Origin of the sequence: Mesorhizobium sp. M1C.F.Ca.ET.210.01.1.1 (assembly GCF_004791585.1) — a bacterium.
In the GTDB taxonomy this organism is placed as follows: Bacteria; Pseudomonadota; Alphaproteobacteria; order Rhizobiales; family Rhizobiaceae; genus Mesorhizobium.
In genome coordinates this window covers 274457-295843 of record NZ_SRUU01000002.1, presented here as the reverse complement: position 1 = coordinate 295843, position 21387 = coordinate 274457, and the positions used below count along the sequence as shown (strand labels likewise).

General features: G+C 64.2%; 22 protein-coding genes. 9 read left to right on the top strand and 13 right to left on the bottom strand.

The window, feature by feature from the left end; genetic code table 11:
- The first annotated feature begins 180 nt into the window (after nt 1–180).
- Entirely contained in the window at nt 181–2460 is a 2280-nt protein-coding gene (locus EN853_RS03525; protein ID WP_127857882.1) for an NADP-dependent malic enzyme, read from the top strand.
- Nucleotides 2461–2553: 93 nt separating this feature from the next.
- Here the strand turns inward: EN853_RS03525 and EN853_RS03520 are convergent, their stop codons facing one another.
- From EN853_RS03520 to EN853_RS03510, 3 genes are all read right to left on the bottom strand, one after another.
- On the bottom strand, nt 2554–3681 hold the full coding sequence (locus EN853_RS03520; protein WP_127857881.1) for a porin: 1128 nt from the start codon (nt 3679–3681) through the stop codon (nt 2554–2556).
- Between the two features lie 371 nt (nt 3682–4052).
- Entirely contained in the window at nt 4053–4700 is a 648-nt protein-coding gene (locus EN853_RS03515; RefSeq protein WP_348631558.1) for a hypothetical protein, read from the bottom strand.
- A gap of 306 nt (nt 4701–5006) precedes the next feature.
- Nucleotides 5007–5999 (bottom strand): adenosine kinase, encoded by a 993-nt coding sequence (locus tag EN853_RS03510; protein ID WP_127857879.1) that lies wholly within the window; start codon nt 5997–5999, stop codon nt 5007–5009.
- Between the two features lie 275 nt (nt 6000–6274).
- Here EN853_RS03510 and EN853_RS03505 point away from each other — a divergent pair, with 275 nt between their 5' ends.
- Together EN853_RS03505 and EN853_RS03500 are read left to right on the top strand one after the other, a co-directional pair.
- Nucleotides 6275–7177 (top strand): EamA family transporter, encoded by a 903-nt coding sequence (locus EN853_RS03505; RefSeq protein WP_127857878.1) that lies wholly within the window; start codon nt 6275–6277, stop codon nt 7175–7177.
- A 117-nt stretch (nt 7178–7294) separates the two neighbouring features.
- Complete coding sequence (locus EN853_RS03500; RefSeq protein ID WP_127857877.1) at nt 7295–7990, top strand: sulfate transporter family protein; 696 nt, start codon at nt 7295–7297, stop codon at nt 7988–7990.
- Here the strand turns inward: EN853_RS03500 and EN853_RS03495 are convergent.
- From EN853_RS03495 to EN853_RS03475, 5 genes are all read right to left on the bottom strand, one after another.
- Nucleotides 7987–8799 carry an oxaloacetate decarboxylase gene (locus EN853_RS03495; protein WP_127857876.1) on the bottom strand — a complete coding sequence of 271 codons (813 nt, stop codon included), beginning with the start codon at nt 8797–8799 and terminating at the stop codon, nt 7987–7989. The two genes, EN853_RS03500 and EN853_RS03495, sit on opposite strands and share 4 nt — an antisense overlap.
- A gap of 79 nt (nt 8800–8878) precedes the next feature.
- Nucleotides 8879–9703: a hypothetical protein gene (locus EN853_RS03490; RefSeq protein ID WP_127857875.1), complete on the bottom strand. Its 825-nt coding sequence runs from the start codon at nt 9701–9703 to the stop codon at nt 8879–8881.
- Between the two features lie 182 nt (nt 9704–9885).
- On the bottom strand, nt 9886–10545 hold the full coding sequence (locus EN853_RS03485) for an HAD family phosphatase (RefSeq protein ID WP_167524358.1): 660 nt from the start codon (nt 10543–10545) through the stop codon (nt 9886–9888).
- Complete coding sequence (dut, locus tag EN853_RS03480) at nt 10545–11030, bottom strand: dUTP diphosphatase (protein WP_127857873.1); 486 nt, start codon at nt 11028–11030, stop codon at nt 10545–10547. Before dut ends, EN853_RS03485 begins: the two co-directional genes overlap by 1 nt.
- An 88-nt stretch (nt 11031–11118) precedes the next feature.
- A complete protein-coding gene (locus EN853_RS03475) occupies nt 11119–11589 on the bottom strand; it encodes an Lrp/AsnC family transcriptional regulator (protein ID WP_127857872.1) in 471 nt (156 codons plus the stop codon).
- Between the two features lie 115 nt (nt 11590–11704).
- Between EN853_RS03475 and EN853_RS03470 the strand changes: the two genes are divergently transcribed.
- The 3 genes from EN853_RS03470 (at nt 11705) to EN853_RS03460 (ending at nt 14319) form a co-directional block, all read left to right on the top strand.
- Nucleotides 11705–11962, top strand: a complete 258-nt coding sequence (locus EN853_RS03470) for a DUF6356 family protein (RefSeq protein ID WP_127857871.1) — start codon at nt 11705–11707, stop codon at nt 11960–11962.
- 13 nt (nt 11963–11975) lie between these two features.
- Complete coding sequence (locus EN853_RS03465; protein WP_127857870.1) at nt 11976–12773, top strand: class II glutamine amidotransferase; 798 nt, start codon at nt 11976–11978, stop codon at nt 12771–12773.
- A gap of 172 nt (nt 12774–12945) precedes the next feature.
- Nucleotides 12946–14319 carry an amidase family protein gene (locus EN853_RS03460; protein ID WP_127857869.1) on the top strand — a complete coding sequence of 458 codons (1374 nt, stop codon included), beginning with the start codon at nt 12946–12948 and terminating at the stop codon, nt 14317–14319.
- On the opposite strand, the gene EN853_RS03455 is transcribed toward EN853_RS03460, so the two are convergent.
- Complete coding sequence (locus EN853_RS03455; RefSeq protein WP_127857868.1) at nt 14313–15386, bottom strand: FAD-binding oxidoreductase; 1074 nt, start codon at nt 15384–15386, stop codon at nt 14313–14315. The two genes, EN853_RS03460 and EN853_RS03455, sit on opposite strands and share 7 nt — an antisense overlap.
- Nucleotides 15387–15438: 52 nt before the next feature.
- On the bottom strand, nt 15439–17268 hold the full coding sequence (locus tag EN853_RS03450; RefSeq protein ID WP_167524357.1) for a winged helix-turn-helix domain-containing protein: 1830 nt from the start codon (nt 17266–17268) through the stop codon (nt 15439–15441).
- 206 nt (nt 17269–17474) lie between these two features.
- On the opposite strand from EN853_RS03450, the gene EN853_RS03445 reads away from it, so the two are divergent.
- The 3 genes from EN853_RS03445 (at nt 17475) to EN853_RS03435 (ending at nt 19832) form a co-directional block, all read left to right on the top strand.
- Nucleotides 17475–17753, top strand: a complete 279-nt coding sequence (locus EN853_RS03445) for a DUF4242 domain-containing protein (protein WP_127857866.1) — start codon at nt 17475–17477, stop codon at nt 17751–17753.
- 127 nt (nt 17754–17880) lie between these two features.
- Nucleotides 17881–18123 carry a DUF1127 domain-containing protein gene (locus EN853_RS03440; RefSeq protein ID WP_127857865.1) on the top strand — a complete coding sequence of 81 codons (243 nt, stop codon included), beginning with the start codon at nt 17881–17883 and terminating at the stop codon, nt 18121–18123.
- 116 nt (nt 18124–18239) lie between these two features.
- The gene (locus EN853_RS03435; RefSeq protein WP_127857864.1) at nt 18240–19832 is read left to right on the top strand and encodes a peptide chain release factor 3; all 1593 of its coding nucleotides are present in this window, start codon (nt 18240–18242) and stop codon (nt 19830–19832) included.
- Nucleotides 19833–19876: 44 nt separating this feature from the next.
- Here EN853_RS03435 and EN853_RS03430 read toward each other — a convergent pair whose 3' ends face one another.
- From EN853_RS03430 to EN853_RS03420, 3 genes are all read right to left on the bottom strand, one after another.
- Nucleotides 19877–20347, bottom strand: a complete 471-nt coding sequence (locus EN853_RS03430; RefSeq protein ID WP_127857863.1) for a VOC family protein — start codon at nt 20345–20347, stop codon at nt 19877–19879.
- Between the two features lie 33 nt (nt 20348–20380).
- Entirely contained in the window at nt 20381–20908 is a 528-nt protein-coding gene (locus EN853_RS03425; RefSeq protein ID WP_127857862.1) for an SRPBCC family protein, read from the bottom strand.
- A 106-nt stretch (nt 20909–21014) separates the two neighbouring features.
- Nucleotides 21015–21359, bottom strand: coding sequence for a metalloregulator ArsR/SmtB family transcription factor (locus tag EN853_RS03420; RefSeq protein ID WP_127857861.1), 345 nt, complete (start codon nt 21357–21359; stop codon nt 21015–21017).
- Nucleotides 21360–21387: the final 28 nt, after the last annotated feature.

Below are 21387 nucleotides of genomic sequence, written 5' to 3'. Positions count from 1 at the left end.
ACCGCGAGCCATGCTGCCAGCCGGTCGCCAACCGAGCCTCGGCAACGCTTGGGTCTTCCGCGTTGAAGCAGCTTTGCCCGGCTTGTCGGTTTACAGCGGCCGCGTGTAGCCTTAATCCGGGAATCCATAAGCAAGCACCCATGCCAAGCGGTGCCGCAAGGCGAGGAAATCAGAAGCATCATGGCCAGGAAAACCGAAAGCAGCGGGCCCTCCGTCAGCGCGCAGGAAGCGCTCGAATTCCACGCCATGGGGCGTCCAGGCAAGCTGGAGATCGTCGCCACCAAGCCGATGGCCACCCAGCGCGATCTCAGCCTTGCTTATTCGCCGGGCGTCGCCGTTCCGGTGCGCGCCATCGCGGAGGACCCGAGCCGCGCCTTCGACTACACGACGCGCGGCAACATGGTCGCCGTCATTTCCAACGGCACCGCCATCTTGGGGCTCGGCAATCTCGGCGCGCTGGCCTCGAAGCCGGTCATGGAAGGCAAGGCGGTTTTGTTCAAGCGCTTCGCCGACGTCGATTCCGTCGATCTTGAAGTCGCGACCGAGGACGCCGACGAGTTCATCAACTGCGTGCGTTTCCTCGGCCCCTCCTTCGGCGGCATCAACCTCGAGGATATCAAGGCGCCGGAATGCTTCATCATCGAGCAGCGCCTGCGCGAATTGATGGACATCCCCGTCTTCCATGACGACCAGCACGGCACCGCCATCATCTCGTCCGCCGGGCTGATCAACGCGCTGGAGATCACCGGCCGCGACATGAAGACCACCAAGATGGTCTGCAACGGCGCCGGCGCCGCCGGCATCGCCTGCATCGAACTGATGAAGGCGATGGGTTTTTCGCCGGAAAACATCATCCTTTGCGACACCAAAGGCGTGGTCTTCCAGGGCCGTACCGAAGGCATGAACCAGTGGAAGTCGGCACATGCGGTCAAGACCGAGGCGCGCAGCCTCGCCGAGGCGCTGGACGGTGCCGACGTCTTCCTCGGCCTGTCCGCCAAAGGCGCGCTGACCCCCGCCATGGTGCAGTCGATGGCGAAGAACCCGATCATCTTCGCCATGGCCAATCCCGATCCGGAAATCACCCCGGAGGAAGTGGGCGAGATCCGCACCGACGCCATCATGGCGACCGGCCGCTCGGACTACCCGAACCAGGTCAACAATGTGCTGGGCTTCCCTTATATCTTCCGCGGCGCGCTGGATGTCCGGGCCACCACCATCAATGACGAGATGAAGATCGCCGCGGCCCGGGCGTTGGCCGAGCTGGCGCGCCAGGACGTGCCGGATGATGTCGCCGCCGCCTATCAGGGCAACCGACCGAAATTCGGCCCGAACTACATCATTCCGGTGCCGTTCGATCCGCGCCTGATCTCGGCGATCCCGCTCGCGGTAGCGAAGGCGGCGATGGAGTCCGGCGTCGCCCGCAAGCCGATCCTCGACCTCGACCGCTACGCGCATGAGCTTTCCGCCCGCCGCGACCCGATCGCGTCGACCCTCCAGCGCATCTACGACCGCGTCCGCCGCCAGCCCAAGCGCATCGTCTTCGCCGAGGGCGAGGAGGAGCAGGTGATGCGCGCCGCCGTCTCCTATGTGAACCAGAAGCTCGGCACGGCGATCCTGCTCGGCCGCGACGACGTCATCAAGGAGAATGCCCGCAACGCCGGCATCGATCTCAACAAGCAGGGCCTCGAGATCATCAATGCCAGGCTGTCGCGCCGCAACTCGATCTATACCGACTATCTTTACGAGCGCATGCAGCGGAAGGGCTACCTGTTCCGCGACTGTCAACGCCTGATCAACAACGACCGCAACCATTTCGCCGCCTGCATGGTGGCGCTGGGCGATGCCGACGGCATCGTCACCGGCGTGACCCGCAACTATTCGACCGCGCTCGACGACATCCGCCGCGCCATCGACGCCAAGCCGGGTCACCGCGTCATCGGAGTGTCGATCGTGCTGGCAAGGGGCCGCACGGTGCTGGTTGCCGACACTGCCGTGCACGACATGCCGAATGCCGAGCAGATCGCCGATATCGCCGAGGAGGCTGCGGGCTTTGCCCGCCGCATGGGCTACGAGCCGAGGATTGCCATGCTCGCCTATTCCACTTTCGGCCATCCGCAGGGCGAGCGCTCCGAGCGCGTGCAGGAGGCCGTGCGCATCCTCGACAAGCGCCGCGTCGATTTCGAGTATGACGGCGAGATGGCCGCCGACGTGGCGCTGAACCCGCGCGCCATGGCGCAGTATCCCTTCATCAGGCTGACCGGCCCGGCCAATGTGCTGGTGATGCCGGCGTTCCACTCGGCCTCGATCTCGACCAAGATGCTGCAGGAACTCGGCGGCTCGACCGTCATCGGCCCGCTGCTCGTCGGCTTGAACAAGCCGGTCCAGATCGTCTCGCTCAACGCCAAGGATTCAGACATCGTCAACATGGCGGCGATCGCTGCCTATACGGCGAGCAACTAGGGAGCCGGAAAGCCGGTCGACATTGGCTAGGGACAAGCAAAAAAAGGCCCGCGGCGATGTCGCGGGCCTTTCCATGTGAGATCGCAGCTTCGATCAGAAGGAGCGCTGGAAGCGGACGATGCCGCCGACGCTGTTCTTCTTGTCGGCCTTGGTCCAGTTGACGGCCGAGGTGCCGTCGCCGAAGTGGGCGAAATGATCCCAGTCGACTTCGGTCGTGATCGTGAAGCCCGGAACGATAGTGTAGGCGACGTTGGCTGCGAGCGCGTAGTTCTTGTCGTCGTCAGCCGAGGCCTGGAGGTTGAACGCCGTCTTCTCGTTGAATTTGTAGGTGCCGCCACCCCACACAGCCCAGTTGCCGCCCCACGGCTTGTAGAAGCCGCGGCCATGAGCGTCGATGACGTTACCCGCATCGTCGCGGAGATTGTCGTCGGTGCCGTAGCCGCCCATGATGAACAGCGACAGTTCCTTGGTGACGTTGACGTCCAAGCGAACCTTGCCGGCCACTTCCTCGTAGTTGCTGTCATAGGCGACGACGCCAGTGACCGCGCCCCAGTCGCCTTTGTACTTCAAACCGCCGACGACATGCGGGACATAGCTGTCGATCGTGCCGGATATGCCCGAACCGTCCGAGCCCTCTTCGAGCGAGATCACGCCCGAGAAGCCGCTGCCGGCGTCGAAGTAGTAGCTGACGACATTGGTGTCTTTGATGCCGTACGGGATGATCGTGTCCTGGATGACGTTGCCGGCATAGCCGATGAACTGATCGTAAGGCGTTTCGTCCTTACCGACGCGCAGGCCGCCAAGCTGGATCCAGGCAAAGCTCAGCGACACGCTGGTGGCGCCACCGTTCGGAAAGTTGAATTTGGTCTCGGTATAGGTCTTCAACGTGCCGAGTTCGGTTTCCTGGCCGGTCCATGTCTTTAGGTTGAAGCGGGCGTTCTTCTTCCAGCTGTTTTGCGCGTCGCCGTCCTCGTGATCGGTGGCCGTGCGGCCATCGAAGGAGCCGACATCGCCGAAGCCGGCGTCATAGCGGACGTAGCCGCCGACGCGCAGGCAGGTCTCGGTGCCGGGGATGTAGAAGTAACCCGCGCCATAGACGTCGCAGATCTTGACGTATTCGGCCGGTTCCGGCTCGGCGACGGTGACCGCGTCGGCGGCGCGGGCGCCCGAAACTGCGATCAGCGTCGCAGCGGAGCCGAGTAGAAGGCTCTTGATGTTCATTTTCTTGAATCTCCAGTCAAAGGTTCAAGACAGGCTCGGGCATGCCTCGCAGGCTCTGCCACCCCCGTCCCCATCGTTGAAAAAGTCGCGCATCGGCGCGCTTCTTCGCCCTCGACATGGCCCAACTGGCGGTCGTTCACAACAGAGATTGCGACTGAAAAGTGCGTTCTGGACGCTTATAGAAGTCTTGTTGCGCAAATATCACGTCACATATTTGAAAGAACGGCACAAATTGCACAATGGATACATTAAGGACGATAATTTTTATATGAAAATGTGCCATTTGTGCCATTTATTACGGCTTTATGACGAATTATTATCCGGCTAATAGTGTCGTGGCACTGGCGCGGACCTGCGTCGGGAAGTCAGGGTCAGGTCAAGGCGTGCGCGACGCGAACCACATCCTCGACCATGTCCTCGCGCAGCATTTCAATGGGGATACGGTCATCCAGTTCGGGCGAGGGCCGGGTCAGCCAGAACCAGGCCAGCCTGGCATTGGTGATCGCCGCCAAAACATCGCTTATGCCCGGAGCAGGCCTGCCGTCGACGAACTGGGCGAGCGGGAAGACGTGCTTGCGGCCGCCCTTGCGAAGCGCGACCACCTCGCCCCGTCTCTGCCAGCGATGCAGCGTCGAGCGGGGTATGCGGAATTTCTCTTCCAGATAGGTCGACCCGGCAACCTCGCCGGCCCAGTCTTCGATGAGCATCGACCGGAGTTCCAAGGCTCGCGCGGCCAAAGGCCGGGAGGCGGGCCTGGCAAGCCCGGTTGTCGCGCTTTCGTCCACGCTGTCGGTGCCCGCCTGGTCGGCGCGCGCGATTCTTTCCGCCGTCATGCGGAAAAACTCGGACGTCAGCTCGCTCCAGCGGCCTTTGAAGGAGGTGATTGCAAGCCGCTGCGCCTGTGGCAGGAAGGGAAGGGCGGCGGCAACGCTGCCTGCAATCGCGCTTGCGGAAGCCAGGGCCTCCGCGTCCAGCAGGGCGCCATGCTGCATCAGTGCCTGTCGCACCGCCTCGGCCACCAGGCCTGCCAGGGCCTCCTGCGAAATCCCATCAGGCGGATTCTGAAATCTGGTCATGCATCTGTCTTGCGCGCCGCGCTCCTCCCCCTGGTCGCGGCCGGTTTTGAACGGCTACAACGGAAAGCGGCAATTGCAACGGCAACAGACGCAGCGACCGTAAAGGTTGCTGTCTTGCATTCGACACCCCAACTGGCGGGCGTCCCGAAATGTCAGCCGCGAAACGCCCAGGGTGCATGTAGGAGCGCTCTGTGACAGGCGCGCGACAAGGAGGGTTTGCCCTCTCCGCTTATGGGAGAGGTGGACACGCTACAGCAGCCCCGCCTGTTCCGCTTCGCGGCGCAGGTTCTGCCGCGGCCGCGGGCCGATCTGCTGGATCACCAGCCCGGCCGCCAGCGAGCCGAGATCGCCGCAGTCTTTGAGGCTTCGACCGGTCGTGTAGCCGTAGAGGAAGCCGGCGGCATAGAGATCGCCGGCGCCGGTGGTGTCGACCAGTTCTCTGATCGTCGTCGCGTGAATGGTGACGGTCTCGTCGCCGCGCACGATCACCGAGCCTTTTTCGGATCGGGTGACGGCGGCGATCTTGCAGTCCTTGCGTATCGCCGCCAGCGCGTCGTCGAAGGAAGCGGTCTGGTAGAGCGACTTGATCTCGTGGCTGTTGGCGAAAACGATGTCGACCGTGCCGGAGCGCATCAGATCCAGGAACTCGTCGCGGTAGCGGTCGACGCAGAAGGAATCCGACAGCGTCATCGAGACCTCGCGGCCGGCGGTGTGCGCCAGCTTCGCGGTCTGCCGGATAGCCTCCTTGGCGCGCGGCGGATCCCACAGGTAACCTTCGAAATAGGTGACCTTGGCGCCGGCGGCCTTGTCGGCCTCGACATCTTCCGGCCCGAGTTCGATGCAGGCGCCGAGATAGGTGTTCATCGAACGCTCGCCGTCCGGCGTGACGAAGATCATCGAGCGCGCCGTTGGCGGTTCGCCCTTGAGCGGCTTGGTGTCGAAGGCCACGCCCTGTGCGTGGATATCGTGAGTGTAGATGTCGCCGAGCGCGTCGTTGGAAACCTTGCCGAAGAAGGCGGCGCGGCCGCCGAAGCTCGCCACGCCCGCCGCCGTGTTGCCGGCGCTGCCGCCCGAAGCCTCGATCGCCGGCCCCATGCGGCTGTAGAGCAATTCGGCGCGCCTGGTGTCGATGAGGTTCATCGCGCCTTTGATGATGCCGTTGGTTTCGAGAAAGGCCTCGTCGCACTGGGCGATGATGTCGACAATGGCATTGCCGATGCAAAGCACGTCATATTCCGGCATCAAAGTCTCCGCCAACGTCTACCGGCTTTCTGCCATGCCGGCCGGGCGCGGGTCTAGCGGCTTGCAACCGCTTTGCCTACCCCGAAAAATCGGCGCCGGTTTTGCATCGCGCCGACCTTGGCCGGGATTGTTCGCCGGCTGCGGCAGTGTTCGCGTCGAACTGGCCCATAACAGTCGCGTCGCTCACGGCTATGGTTCCACCGTCATCGAAACATTTCCGCCGCGCTATGAGCTAGAAGCGGATCCGGCAACTGGCTGAAGGCACGAACTACTCAATGTCCGAAAAGACCGAGATGACCATCGAACTGGCGCTGCTTGGCTTGCTCGCGGTGCTGTGGGGCGCCTCCTACACTTTCATCAAGATCGGCGTCGAGACGATCCCGCCTGTGACCTTCATCGCCGGGCGCACCCTGATCGCCGGCGGCATTCTGCTTGGCCTCATCCGCTGGCGCGGCCTTGCCATGCCGCGGGACATGGTCAACTGGCGCCGCTTCATGTTCCAGGCCTGCCTCAACAGCGTCATCCCGTTCACGCTGATCGCGGCCGCCGAGCGCTCGATCGACGCCGGTCTCGCCACGATCCTGAACGCGACATCGCCGATCTTCACCTTCCTGCTGACGGCGCTGATCACCCGCCACGAGCCGGTGACGCTGCGCAAGCTGGTCGGCGTCGGCGCCGGTATCGCAGGCATTTGCCTCATTGTCGGCACCGAGGCTCTCGGCGGCATCGGCCATCAGCTCTGGGCGCAGCTTGCGGTGGTCGCCGCCACCATCTGCTATGCGGGCGCCGCCATCTTCGGCCGAAACTTCAGGGGACTGGATCCGATGGTGCCGGCGGCCGGCTCGATGATCTGCGGCGCCGCGATCCTTATACCTTTAAGTCTCGTCTTCGACCGGCCCTGGACATTGACGCCGTCGACGGCATCGATCCTGGCACTCTTCGGGCTTTCGGTCTTCTCCACCGCGCTCGCCTTCTCGATCTTCTTCCGGCTCATCCATACGCTGGGCTCGGTCGGCACCACCTCGCAGGCCTATCTGCGCGTGCCGATCGGCGTCGGCATCGGCGCCGTCTTCCTCGGCGAGAGCCTCGGCCCGACGGCCTGGCTCGGCATGGCCTTCGTCGTCGTCGGCGTGGCCGCCATGACCATTCCGGCAAGGCAGGCAAGGCTTGCGCAATAGCGCATGTCGAGTGGTTTTAGGGGGACGGGCGCGTCGACGCGATGCGCCTTGGTTGCGCGAGCCGCCAAGCCCGCCTATCTCGGGAACGTCGTTCCTCGATAAGGGCTTGGACCTGCCGTGATCCTAGACGCCGCCCGCGCCGCCGCCAGCCAACTGTTCTCGACCGAATTCCGCTCCGTCTTCCTGAAGACGCTGGGCCTGACGCTGCTGGCGCTGGTGGCGTTGTGGTTAGGTGTCGAGAGCCTGCTCGAATGGTTGGCCTGGCCGTGGCTGCAGGCGCTTGTTCCGGGCCTGCCTTCCTGGGCCGGATGGCTGGGCGGCATCATCGCCGGCATCGTCCTCGCGGTGGGAATGGCGCTGCTCGTGGCGCCGGTAACGGCGATCATCGCCGGCCTGTTCCTGGACGACGTCGCCGAGGTGGTCGAGCGCACCGACTACCCGAACGACCCGCCCGGCCGCGCCGTGCCGGCGCTGCATTCACTGGTGCTGGCGATCAAATTCTTCGGCGTCGTGATCCTCGGCAACATCGTCGCCCTGCTTCTGCTGCTGGTGCCGGGCATCAACATCGCCGCCTTCTTCATCGTCAACGGCTATCTGCTGGGCCGCGAGTTCTTCGAATTCGCCGCCATGCGTTTTCGTCCTGAGGCAGAGGCCAAGGCGCTGCGCCGCAAATATGCCGGCACCGTTTTCCTGGCCGGGTTGGTCATCGCCCTCATCCTCGCCGTGCCGCTGCTCAACCTTTTGACGCCGCTCTTTGCGGCCGCCATGATGGTGCATCTGCACAAGGCGGTCTCCGTGCGCAAGCCTGTCTAGTCTTGCTCCGTACCGCCCTCGCGGAACAGCGCCTGCAGCTTGCCGAACGGCATGGCGGCACGGGTGAAGCCGAAGGTGCCGTCCTGCTGGATTTCGCGCGCCGCCGTTTCCAGCATGCCGTAGGCGAAATTCGTCAGCCATGGCCCGAGCGACACGCGCTTGACGCCCGCCATGGCAAGGTCGGTGACGGTGAAGCCGGGCCGCGCCATGACGTTGACGGGCTTGCTCACCGCCGCGCAGACCGTCCGCACGGTCTCGACATCGCTCAGGCCCGGCGCGTAAAGCACATCCGCGCCGGCCTTCTCGAAGGCTTGCAGGCGCTTGATCGTGTCGTCGAGATCGGTCTTGCCCCACAGGAAGTTCTCGGCCCGCGCGGTGAAGACGAAATCGTGCTTGAGCGCCCGAGCCGCCTCGACGGCTGCGGCGACGCGTTCGACCGCGTGCGAGAAATCGTAGATCGGATTGTCGGGATCGCCGGTATGGTCCTCGATCGAGCAGCCGGCAAGGCCGGCGGCTTCGGCCGCGAAGATGGTTTCGGCCGCCTGCTCGGGGCTGTCGCCCTTGCCGCGCTCGAGATCGGCCGAAACCGGCAGGTCGGTCGCCGCCGTCACCTCGCGGCAATGGTGGATCATGGCATCGAACGTCACGGCGCCGTCGGGCAGGCCGCGCGAGAAGGCAAAGCCGGCGCTGGTGGTGGCCAGCGCCTTGAAGCCAAAGGAGGAAAGAAGCTTGGTCGTGCCGATATCCCAGGGATTGGGCATGACGAAGGTGGAGGTGTGCAGATCGCGAAAAATCTTGCCCTTGTCCATGGCGGATCCTCAATCGTGATCGGGGTTGTGAGGGGAATTTATCGCGGCCGGCCGGACCGGGCAAACGAATGCGTCAGGCTCAGAACCGTTTCTCGTTCTCTGCTGCCAAACGCTCGAACGCCTTGGAGCTAGGCATGTAGCGCGATGCTTTCTTGCTCCAGCGGTAGGTCACGGAGATCCTCTGCGTCGAAGCCTTGGCCTGTTTGTCCTCGCAGCCTTCTCCCGGCGCCGTGGCGTCGGTGACCGTCGCCTTGATCGCCGCATAATGGCCGCCCGGGAGCGTCTTGAAGGCAAGGTCCTGCGTCCGCTTGTAACCGCAGTAGTTTTCATCGAACGTAAAGATTGAATCGATCAACTGGAAGCGGTCGTCGCGGACCATGATCAGCAGTGTGCCGACATAGCCCTGGCTCGAATTGGAATGCGTGCTCGTGGTGACGATGGCGTCATCGCCGGCACCGATCGAAAGCCTGCTCCTATCGCGGAAGAAGGTGCTCCGATCGATGGCGACATTGACCGCATCAAGCAGTTTCGGCTTGCCGCCGAGATCATAGAGCGCCAGCACGGCGAAGCCCTCGGCGCTGTCGGAGACCTGCCCAAGGTCGAATAGCATCGCCAGCCGTTCCTTGCCGCCGGCCTTGACGGGGAGCGCGGCGGCGTCCGACAGGTCGGTGGTAGAAGGCGGCGCCACGCCGTCATCGCCGCCGATGATGTGACGAATCTTGATCGGCGACGTGCCTGCGAGAACGGGAACGACCATGTCGGCAAGGTCGAGATAGGTAACGCCCTGATGCCCAGGAACGGTGTCGCCGGGATCCGGACGGCTCACGACTTGTGCATTTGCCGCCGCCCAAAGGAACGGCAGGATCAGGCAAGCGAGAAAGAAGCGAAGAAAGATGGAGATCATGTGTGCGGCGCCCCCTCGAGAGAGCGCACGCTAGAGCAATTCCAGGAAAAGGGTGAAACGGTTTTTCGTCCGGAATTGCGTCAAACCAATGAGATAGAGCGGTTCGGCGTTTCCGTGAAACGGTGAACCGCTCTAGCACGGACTTTCGAAACGCACAGCCGGGCCTTCAGGCAGAAATGAACTCAGTGGATCGGCACCAGCCCGGCGAGTTCCCGCATGTCGTCGAACAATATGCCGCCGGCCGCGGCCAGGCCATTTGGGTCGGAGAATGGATCGGCATGGTAGGAGAAGACGCGCATGCCGGCGGCAATACCTGCCTGCGTGCCGGCGACGCTGTCCTCGATGACGATGCTATCGGCCGGCGCGAAGCCCATCGTCGTTGCGGCATGGAGGAACAGGTCCGGGAACGGCTTGCCGCGGCTGACCATGGTCGAGGAGAACATGGCATGCTTGAACAGCGGCAGCAGGCCGGTCTGCCCGAGCGTGATATGCATTTTCGACACCCGCGCCGAGGAGGCGACGCAATAGGCGATGCCGGCGGCCCGCACCTTCTCGATGAAGTCGCGCACATAGGGGATCGCCTCGACGCCATGCGCAAACAGGTCAGGCAGGCCGGCATTCCAGCGCTCGACGAAATCGGCGCCGAGCCTGACGTCGGTCTCCGCTTCGATCTCTTTCTGCACCGAGGCCATGCTGCGCCCGGAAAAATGCTTGCGGCAATATTCGAATGTGGTTTGAAAGCCGGCCCCGGAAAGCCATTCGGCGAGGCGCCGGTTTGCAAGGTTCTCGGTATCGACCAGAACCCCGTCGCAGTCGAAGATGACCAGCTTTGGAACTTGCATCAGGCCGTGCCGGTCGACCCGAAACCGCCGGCGCCGCGCGCCGTGCCGCCGGCAAGCGACCGTTCCTCGCTGGCCACCTGCGTCACCGCGGCAAAGACGATCTGCGCGATGCGCATGCCGCGGGTCACCGCGAAATCCTCGTCGCCGAGATTGACGAGCAGCACCTTCACCTCGCCGCGATAGTCGCTGTCGACGGTGCCGGGCGTGTTGAGAACGGTCAGACCATGCTTGAAGGCAAGGCCGGAACGCGGCCGCACCTGGCCTTCCATGCCTTCCTGGATTTCCAGGATCAGTCCGGTCGGCACCAGCGCGCGCTTTCCCGGCAGGATGAGCAGCGGCCGATCCTCCGGCACCGCGGCCCGCAGGTCCATGCCGGCAGCGCCAGCGCTTTCATAGGCAGGCAGCGGCAAGCCCTCGCCATGCGGAAGCCTGACGAAACCGACGGCGGGGCCGATGACGGAGGAAGGATAGACAGCGGTGCGCATGAGCCCATTCCTATCGGCGCGAGTGCCGATTCAGTCAACCCGGCTGCAAGCCTTTCAACGTCTTTCTTTCGGCGTGGTTCCGCCGGTCTCAGCGCAGCTCTACCGGAACTACGGTCGTCTCCTTGATCTCTTCCATCACGAAGGAGGCCGAGACGTCCGACAGCGGCACCTTGGCGATCAGCCGCTGGTAGAGCCGGTCATAGGCTTTGACGTCGGCGACGCGGGCCCTCAGCACATAGTCGAGATCGCCGGACATGCGGTAGACGCCTGTGATCTCGGCAAAGCCGGTCACCGCCGCCCGGAACTTCTGCAACCAGTCCGGGTCGTGGTTCGAGGTCCGGATCAGGATGAACACGGAGAGGCCGAGCCCGATCTTGTCGGCATCGACCAGCGCCACGCGTCCGGTGATGATGCCCTCCTCCTCCAGCCGCTTGACGCGCCGCCAGCAGGCGTTGCGCGAAAGCGCGACGCGCTCTGACAGCTGGTCGACGGAAAGCGTGCCGTCGCGCTGGAGCTCCGCCAGCAATCTTCGATCAATCGCATCGAGTTCAAGGGACATCGTGGGACAAATGTCCCAAAATTGGCTTCGATACAAGGACAATTTGAGACCAATGAACCTTCGCCCCATGGCAGCATACACAGAATCGGGGCTCATCCCGGCAGGAGGGACCATCATGACGACACGGCTCACAGCGCTCTTCACGTCTCACCCGGCCAAGGTGGGCGAGACCTATTTCGGCCATATGGCCTTTGCCGCCTGGTTCTGTTCCCGCCTGTCGATGGCCGCGGGTGCCGCGCTCGTTCACGCTTTCTTGCCATTTCTGTTTGAGACTACGGCCAGCCGAATCGTTCGCGAGCTCTACGAGCGCACGCACAACAGAGGCTCACATGCGGTCAAGGAGCCGACGGCTCTGATGGATCGCGCCCGATAAATGGTGGAATGCGATGTGCCGGTGGGCGGCCTATCTCGGTGAAGCGGTCTTCCTCGAAGACATCGTCACCGCGCCCTGCCATTCGCTGATCGCCCAGAGCCATTGCGCCCAGGAGGCCAAGTCGCCGACCAACGGCGATGGCTTCGGCCTTGCCTGGTATGGCGACCGGCCCGAGCCCGGCCTCTATCGCGACATACTGCCAGCCTGGTCCGATCCCAACCTGAAAAGCCTCTGCCGGCAGATCAAGTCCGGCCTGTTCCTTGCCCATGTGCGCGCCTCGACCGGCGGCGCCACCAGCCGCATGAACTGCCATCCCTTCATTTCCGGCCGCTGGTCCTTCATGCATAACGGCCAGATCGGCGGCTTCGAAAAAATCCGCCGCGCGCTCGAGAACTCGCTCTCCGACGCAGTCTTCGACCAGCGCGAAGGCACCACCGATTCCGAACTCTTCTTCCTGTTGATGATCGACGAGGGTCTGTCGGCCGACCCCCAGGGCGCGGTGTCGCGCGCCACCAGCCGGGTGCTCGAGACGTCGCGCCGGGCCGGTTTCGAGCCTTCCCTGAAACTCACCGCCGCCTTCTCGGACGGCCAGGCGCTCCATGCCGTGCGCTACGCCACCGATGACCATGCACCCACGCTTTACACCTCCGTCTTCCGCAATGGCGGTCGCTGCGTGGTGTCCGAGCCGTTCGACCGCGACGGCGGCGAGTGGCAGGCAATCCCGCCGTCGAGCTTCGTCACCATGACCGTCGGTGGCATGGCGATCCGTCCCTTCGCGCCGGCTGTCGCCAAACTGGCGCTGGCCATTTAGGCAATGAAGATAGGTTAGTTCGCGGCACAGAGGGGCCAGCGCTGACCTCGCAGAGCTCTGCAGCGCAATTTCGATCAAGCGCCACCCAGCCTTGAATGCTGAACTTGGCTTGAAGCCGCTCGCCAATCCGCCATTTCATGCCGGGCGGCGCGGCCAAGCTGGAGCATTGACGTTGGATATCGCCTTCTCCTCAACCACCAAACTCGCCGCTGCGATCGCCACCCGAAAAATCTCGGCGGTCGAGGCGCTCGATGCGCACCTTGCCCAGATCGACAAACACAACGAGGCGATCAATGCCGTCGTCATCCTTGACCGGGAGGGCGCGCGCGAGCGCGCCAGGCAAGCTGACGCCGCAGTGGCGCGCGGCGACACGCTCGGCTCGCTGCATGGTGTACCCTTCACGCTGAAGGACGCGCACGAGACTGCCGGGATGAAGTCGACGGCCGGCTTCCCGCCTTTTGCCGGCTATGCGGCCAGGAAGGATAGTCCGGTCGTTACCCGGTTGAAGGCGGCGGGCGCCGTGCTGGTCGGCAAGACCAATGTCGCCACCATGCTGGGTGACTGGCAGTCGGACAATCCGCTGTTCGGCCGCACCGGCAACCCCTGGGATCCGTCGCGCACGGCGGGGGGCTCCAGCGGTGGCGCCGCGGCGGCGGTCGCGGCAGGCATGACGCCGTTCGAAGTCGGCACCGACATGCAGGATTCGATCCGCCTGCCGGCTGCCTTCTGCGGCGTCTACGGCCTGAAGCCGACCGAGAATCGTGTCTCGCTGGCCGGCGCTTTCCCCGATCCGGGCGGCATTCCGCGCAGTGTCCGCTTGATGTCTTGTGTCGGCCCGATTGCTCGCGATCCGGAGGACCTGGCGTTGACCTACCGGATCATCGCCGGGCCGGACGGAGCCGACACCGATCTGGCGCCGATGCCGGTTGACCCGACACCGAGGCTCGAGCTGAAATCGCTGCGCATCGCCTTCGCCAGCACCTTCCCCGGCTTTCCGGTCGCTGCCGAAATCAGCGCTGCCGTCGAAAGCCTGGCTTCGCAATTGGCATCCTCCGGTGCCAGCGTCGAGGAAGCGAAATTGCCCGGGCTCGACCTGCACGACGACCTCGCCGAGGGCGGCAGGCTGATCGGCATGATGCTGGAGGCGGCGCAGCCGGAACCGCCCGAGCAACCGACGCCGGTGTCGAGCTGGTTCGCGGCGCTTGCCCGCCGCGACCGGTCGATCCTCGCCTGGGAGAGCTTCTTCGAAAGCTGCGACGCCCTGCTCTGTCCGGTCGCCATGACCACGGCCTTTGCGCATTGCAAGCCTGACAGCCCGCTCAAGGTCAACGGCAAGGATGAGAGCTATTGGATGCTGCCGGCCTATGGCGCGGTCTTCAACTATTCCGGCCACCCGGCGCTTGCATTCCCTTGCGGGCAGGACAGCAACGGCTTGCCGATCGGCCTGCAACTTGTCGGTAAGCGATGGTCGGAGGCGAGGCTGCTCGGCATCGCTGCGGCGATGGCGCCGTTTGCCGGCGGGTTTCGCCGTCCGCGGGGTTATTGAGCGAAACGCTCCAGCCCGTAAGGCGTCAGCAGCGCATCGCGCTCGCCTTCAAGGATTTCACGGGTGGCAAACAAGCCGACCGCTGCAGCCAGCGTGATGCCGGAATGCATGACGGTGATGTAGAGGCCGCCGACGCCTCCGGCGCGGCTGATGATCGGAAAACCGTCGACCGGGATAGGGCGGTAGCCGACGGTGTGGAAATCGAACTCCAGCCCGCCTGCGTCGCGCAAAGCTGCCTTCGTCACCGTGAACAATTCGCGAGCGGTTGCTGCCGGATTTTCGCCCGGATCGCCGCCGGCGGAATCCGAGCCGGCGATGATGCGGCCCTCGGCCGTCTGGCGCATATGCAGTTTCTCCGCGTGCACCAGCCCGTTGAGCAGTTTCCTGTAGGGGCGCGAATGCACGATGAGGCCTGGCGGTGTGTCGAGCGGCAGCTTGATGCCGGCTGTTGCAGCAATGGCCGGGGTACCGGTGCCGGCTGCAACGGCCACCTCGTCGGTGTCGATGGTTTCGCCCGCCACGACCACGCCGCTGACCCTTCCGTTGACGAACTTCAGCCTCTCCACTGTGCCGGTCATCGCCCGCGCACCGAGCCGCTCTGCATCCGCCAGCAGTGCCTTGGCGGTTGCCGCTGGCTCAGCCACGCCTTCCTCCGCAACGTAGACGGCGAAATCCGGAGGCTCGACGAGGTTGGGTTCGATCTCGCCGGCGCGCTCACGACCGACCCGCTCGATGCCGTAGCCCCATGACGAATGCTCGGCCGCATAGGCCTCCAGCCTGTCCGCCGGCAGGTCGAAGCACAGGCCGCCGCACCAGGCGAGCGGCAACCCGGGCACGTCCTTCGCCAGCCTTTTCCATTCGGCCATGGCGCGAGTGCGTAGCCGGAAATACACTTCCGGATTGCCCCAGCTGGCGTTGATCCAGGCGAAGGAGTTGGGGGTGGCGACGCCGCCGGCGCCGCTTTCCGAAACCACCGTCACCCGCGCACCGGCCTTCGTCAGGTGCCAGGCGATCGAAGCGCCGATGATGCCGGCGCCGATGACGACGACTTGTTTTGCGCTGCTCATGCTGGACCTTCGGAGGAGATTTATCCCGTCATGCCACCGCGCTGGCCAGACCTCAAGCTCGAAGCGCCTGCACGATGCCCGTCGCTATTTTCTGGGTCCCCGCAAGCAGACCCTCCAGCTCTTCGCAGCGCCGCATGAGTCGTGCGGAGTCGACCTTCTTTGCAGCCGCCAGCGCGGTGGCGAGCTCCAGCTCCGCGCCGGTCCGATCGCCGAGCTGAATGAGCAGCGCCGCGAGCGAAAGCCTGGCGTCGGCGACATTGATCGGCGAGCCGACCTCACTCCAGCGCGAGCATGCTGCCTGCAGCTCCCGAGCAGCCTCGGTCAGGCGTTCTTCCTGTATCAAAAGCTCTGCCTTGGCCTCAGCGGTCAGCGCCCGGATGGAGGCCATCGGCCAGCGCTGCGGCTGGGTCTCCAATTCGACTATGACCTCTTTCGCACGCTCGCGTCGATCGGTGCGCGCCGCTACCTTGGCGAGAGTGGCAAGGACCGTGCCTCGCCGCTGCAGGGTTGGCCAGCCGTTCCCCGCCAGGGAGCGCTCAAGAGCGCTGAAAGCGGCCTCCGCCTGCCCCTGTTCGAGCTGCAGCAGCGCAAGGCCGGGCTGCGGGTCCCAGCCCGCGGCATGGGATGCGCGATAGGCTGTCTCAGCCTCGGCAAAATCGCCCGCGGCGAGATGAATGTCACCCAGCACGCGCAGCGCGTCACCCGTCGCCCAGGGCGCATCGAGCGCAAGCTGGTCGAGCGCGGCCCGCACCAGCGCCTCGGCCTCCTTCAGCGTGCCGTGAACGCCGAGCACCTCGGCACGGTGCAGCCGGCACGAGCCCGACAGGTCTTCCAGCCCGTGTCCTCTGCACCAGTCTTCGTAACCAAACGTCCATTGGTTGGCTCTCGACCAGTCGCCGAAATTCCTGCAGGCCCAGAGAATGTTGCAATAGAGGATGCCGCCGACGATCGGGTCCACGTCGCTGGAAAGACCAAGCGCGGCTGCAAAATCCTGATCTTCCTGTCCGGACTTGGTTTCCCCAAGGCAGAGCTTGAAGAAGCCACGATAGATCAGCCCGAGCGACTCCACGACCGGGTCTTCGAGCCGCCTGCCGACCTCGAACGCCTGCTCGGCGAGTGCAAGCGCCTGCTCGGGCTCGGCTTCCGCGCCCATGATGCGCGCGCCCATCCAGCACCACAGGCCGTGCTCCCTGCTGTCGGCGGCGGTATCGATCAGTTGCGCAGCACGCTTGTGCCAGCCCTTTGCGACGGCTAGCTCACCTCTTTCCAGATGGATCTTGGCAAGGGTGATTGCCGGGGACGCAGCACGCAGGCGCTCGCCGGCGACACCGTATTCCGTCACCGCGCGCGCCAGGAGTGGAATGGCTTCGGCCGGCCGCCCCATGCATTCCAGCGCCAATGCCCATTCTTCGAGATCGGCCGTCAGCAGCTCGCCGACGGCATCCGCTTTGGCGAAGGACGTTGCGGCCTCGTACCATTTTCTGCCTGCAACGGCTGTGCGTGCTGACAGGATTGCTGAGCCGGGGCTCGACAGCTTGTCGCCGCCATCGGCCCGAGCCGGCCCGTTTTCCGAAGCGGCCAACTGGTCGAGGCAGATGCGGTAGCCGAAACGGGGCAGGTTGCGCAGCGCCGTCTCCATGCCGCCCTGGCGAAGTATGCTACGGGCAAGGCTCGCGACGCGCTGCAGCGAAGCCTCGGTTACCGTCACGCCCGGCCAGAGCGTTTCGAGTAGCTCATTCTTGCTCAAGGCCCGGTCCTGGTGCCGCAGCAGAATGGCGAGGAAATCGAAGACCAGGGGCTGCACCTCGATCTCGCTTCCGGCGAGACGAAGGGCGCGAGAGTTTTCGTTAAGCTCGAAGTCACCGAAGCGATAGATTCCCATCGGCAGCAATCCCTGTATCGGCAATAGGCGAAGGATCAGAACAAGATAAGAGCGACGTAAGGACTGTTGGCCGCCTCTTCCGTAATTCTCCATCTGCCTGGCGAGCCAAGCTGCAGTTTAGCTCAGCGGCCCCAGGGATGTCACCGGCACCCGACCTGGTCGGGCGTCCAGAGGGCATTTGAACCCCAGATCAAGGAGATTGTGAAATGCACAAATACATCATCGAACGGGAAATTCCCAAGGTTGGCACCTTCGAGCGCGAGCAGCTTCGCGACGCCTCCAAGGCCTCGAATGCCGTTCTCGCCGAGCTCGGCCCGGACATCCAGTGGGTGGAATCCTTCGTGACGGACGACAAGACCTTTTGCGTCTACCTCGCCAAGGATGAGGCGATCATCCAGCGCCACGCCAAGATGAGCGGCTTCCCGGCAACCAAGATCACGCAGGTCAAGCGCCTGTTCGATCCGACGACGGCATACGCCGCCTGATGGGGAGGATGGGTCGTCGGCCTATCGGCCGCAACCACGATTCGTCCTCACCTCTTATCGGCGATCCCTTTGGGAGGGTCAGCCGTTGGCCCTCCCATTTCTATCGGTCAATCGAAGGGAGAACGACATGACACTTTTTTGGCAACAACGCATCACCAATCGGCCTGCGCCCGGACGCCTGTTGGCCGCAAGCATCGAGGCGTGGCGTTCAGCCAGACGAACCGTTGCGCGCACCTTGCGTATTCGCAGGGACCGCGTGTGGCTGGACGAATTGCCGGATCATCTGTTGCGTGACATCGGCATCAGCCGCGTGGAGATCTGGTCAGCCACCAGGTTCGGCAGGGGATACAGCGATCGAATTGCGACCTGACGAGCCGTGATTCCTGGCCAATGGCGGCTTCCCGGCGCAGAACCGGTCCGGCCAAAACCGTCGACAGCGCGGGAAAGCGCTGCTAGAAGCCCGCGCCACAGACAGGATTCCACGACTTGGCAGAAGACATCGAACAGGCGGTATCGCGCCGCCGTACCTTCGCGATCATCGCCCACCCCGACGCCGGCAAGACCACGCTCACCGAAAAGCTGCTGCTGTTCGGCGGCGCTATCCAGCTTGCCGGCGAGGTCAAGGCTAAGAAGGACCGCATCCAGACGCGGTCCGACTGGATGAAGATCGAGCGCGAGCGCGGCATTTCCGTCGTCACCTCGGTGATGACCTTCGAGTATGGGGACAACGTCTTCAACCTGCTCGACACGCCCGGCCACGAAGATTTCGCCGACGACACCTACCGCACGCTCTCGGCGGTCGACTCCGCCGTCATGGTCATCGACGCCGCCAAGGGCATCGAGCCGCGCACCCTGAAGCTGTTCGAGGTCTGCCGCCTGCGCGACATTCCGATCATCACCTTCGTCAACAAGATGGACCGCGAGAGCCGCGATCCCTTCGAGATCCTCGACGAGATCGAGCAGAAGCTGGCGCTGGACACCGCGCCGGTCACCTGGCCGATCGGCCGCGGCAAGACTTTCTCCGGTACCTACCATCTGGCGCAGAACGCCGTGCGCAGAAGCGACGACGAGAAGGAACGCACGCCGGTTCATGGCCCGGATTCCAACCGCGTCGCGGGGCTGTTGCCGGAGAACGAGCGCAACGACTTCATCGAGGAACTGGAGCTCGCGCGGGAAGCGTGCCGACCTCTCGATGTCGACGCTTTCCGCGAGGGCCATCTGACCCCGGTCTATTTCGGCTCGGCGCTGCGCAATTACGGCGTGCGCGATCTGATCGAGGCGCTCGGCGCCTTTGGGCCGCCGCCGCGCGCGCAGGAAGCCGATGAACGGACGGTGGAGGCGACCGAGGAGAAGATGACCTCCTTCGTCTTCAAGATCCAGGCCAACATGGATCCCAACCACCGTGACCGCATCGCCTTCGTCCGCGTCTGCTCGGGCAAGCTGGAGCGCGGTATGAAGGCCAAGCTGGTGCGAACCGGCAAGCCGATGAGCCTGTCGGCGCCGCAGTTCTTCTTTGCCCGCACCCGCGTCACCGCCGACGAGGCCTTTGCCGGCGATGTCGTCGGCATCCCCAATCACGGCACGCTGCGCATCGGCGACACGCTGACCGAGGGCGAGGAGATCCTGTTCCGCGGCGTGCCCAACTTCGCCCCGGAAATCCTGCGCCGGGTGCGCCTCGGCGACGCCATGAAGGCCAAGAAGCTGAAGGAAGCGCTGCACCAGATGGCCGAGGAAGGCGTCGTGCAGCTCTTCTCGCCGGAGGATGGGTCGCCGGCGATCGTTGGCGTTGTCGGCGCGCTGCAGCTCGATGTGCTCAAGGAGCGGCTGAACATCGAATACACGCTTCCCGTGGATTTCGAGATGTCGCGCTTTTCCGTCTGCCGCTGGATTTCGGCCGACGACAGGGCGGAGGTGCAGCGCTTCATCGAAGGCCATCGCGGCGACATTGCCCGCGACCTCGACAACGATCCGGTCTTCCTTGCCCAGCACGCTTTCTCGCTGAACTACGAAGCCGAGCGCTGGAAGGCGATCCGCTTCACGGCGGTCAAGGATTACCAGGTCCGCGACAAGGCGGCGTGAGCGTCAACTCCCCTTCTCCCGCAAGGCGGGAAGGGGAAGCCTCCTCACCCCTTCGCCGCCTCTTCGAGCTTGCCGATCTCGATCTTGCCCATCTGCATCATCGCTTCCATGACGCGGCCTGCCTTGGCCCGGTCGGGATCCTGAAGCAGCCGCGGCAACTGTTCCGGCACCACCTGCCAGGACACGCCGAACTTGTCCTTCAGCCAGCCGCAAGGGCCGGGCTCGCCGCCGCCTTCGGTAAGCCTTGCCCAGAAATGATCGACCTCGGCTTGCGTCTTGCAATCGATCGACAGCGAGATCGCCTCGGTGAACTTGTATTGCGGGCCGCCGTTCAGCGCCAGGAACGGCACGCCGTCGAGCTCGAACGAAACGACCAGCACCTTGCCTTCCAGGGGGTGGCCCTTCGGCCAGCGCGTCAGGCTCAGCACCTTCGCATTCTGGAAGATCGAAATGTAGTGGTTCATCGCCTCTTCGGCCTGGCCGTCGAACCACAGGAAAGTGGTGATCTTCTGCATCGTTTTCTCCTTCGTGCTCTGTCGTGAGAGGGATCAGGCGGCCCCCTTGGCGCCATGCTGTAGGGACGCAAGACGGTCATCGAGCTGGGCATAGCTGTCGGCCATGCCGCTGGTCATGCCGGTGCCAAGCGCGCCGTCGCGCGCCGCCTGCGAAGCATAGAGGATCGTCTGCGTCAGCAGCGTCTTGCCGTTGACTTCGGTGAACACAACCGTTCCCAGCGTCTCGCCGCCGGTCCAGTCTTCGTCGAACAGCTCCGTGGCGACGATCAGGCTCGGCCGCACGATCTCGCGATAGGTGGCGCTCATGCCCATTGCCTGCCCGTCGCGGTGGCGCCAGACATAGCGCGCCGCGCCGCCCACCTTGAGGTCGATCTCGCAAATCTCGAGCCGCCAGCCGTCCGGGCCATGCAGCCAGCCCTTGAGCAGTTCCGGAATGGTCCAGCAGTCGAACACCATCGGCCGCGGCGCATCGAACGTGCGGGTTATCCGGACCTCGCGATCGCTGGGGGTTGTCACGGTCGGCGTTGCCACGGTTGGGCCTGGCAGTCTCGTCGTACTCATCGATGTCCTCTTCCGCTTGCGTTTCCTGGACCCAAGGACGCTCGGTCGGGCCTCGATCCGACACGGGCTGCGACTTTTCCGATAGGCCGAATGTGCCCGGCTTTGCCTATTGTTCCGCCTCGCCCGGGTTCTTCTTGGCTTGCAGGGCACCGAGCAGCGCATCGAGCCGCTGGAAATTGCCTTCCCAGATCTTGCGATAGCGCTCCAGCCATTCCGTGGCCTCGGCCAAGGGTTTCGCTTCGAGCCGGCATGGGCGGCGCTGGGCATCGCGGCCGCGCGAGATCAGTCCCGCATTCTCGAGCACCTTGAGATGTTTCGAGATCGACGGCTGGCTCATCGCGAACGGCTCGGCCAGTTCCATCACCGAGGCCTCGCCCTGGATGAGTCGTGCAAGGATGGCGCGTCGCGTCGGGTCGGAAAGCGCTGCAAAGGTGGCGTCGAGCTGATTCATATTTCATAGCCAAATGGATATATACCTA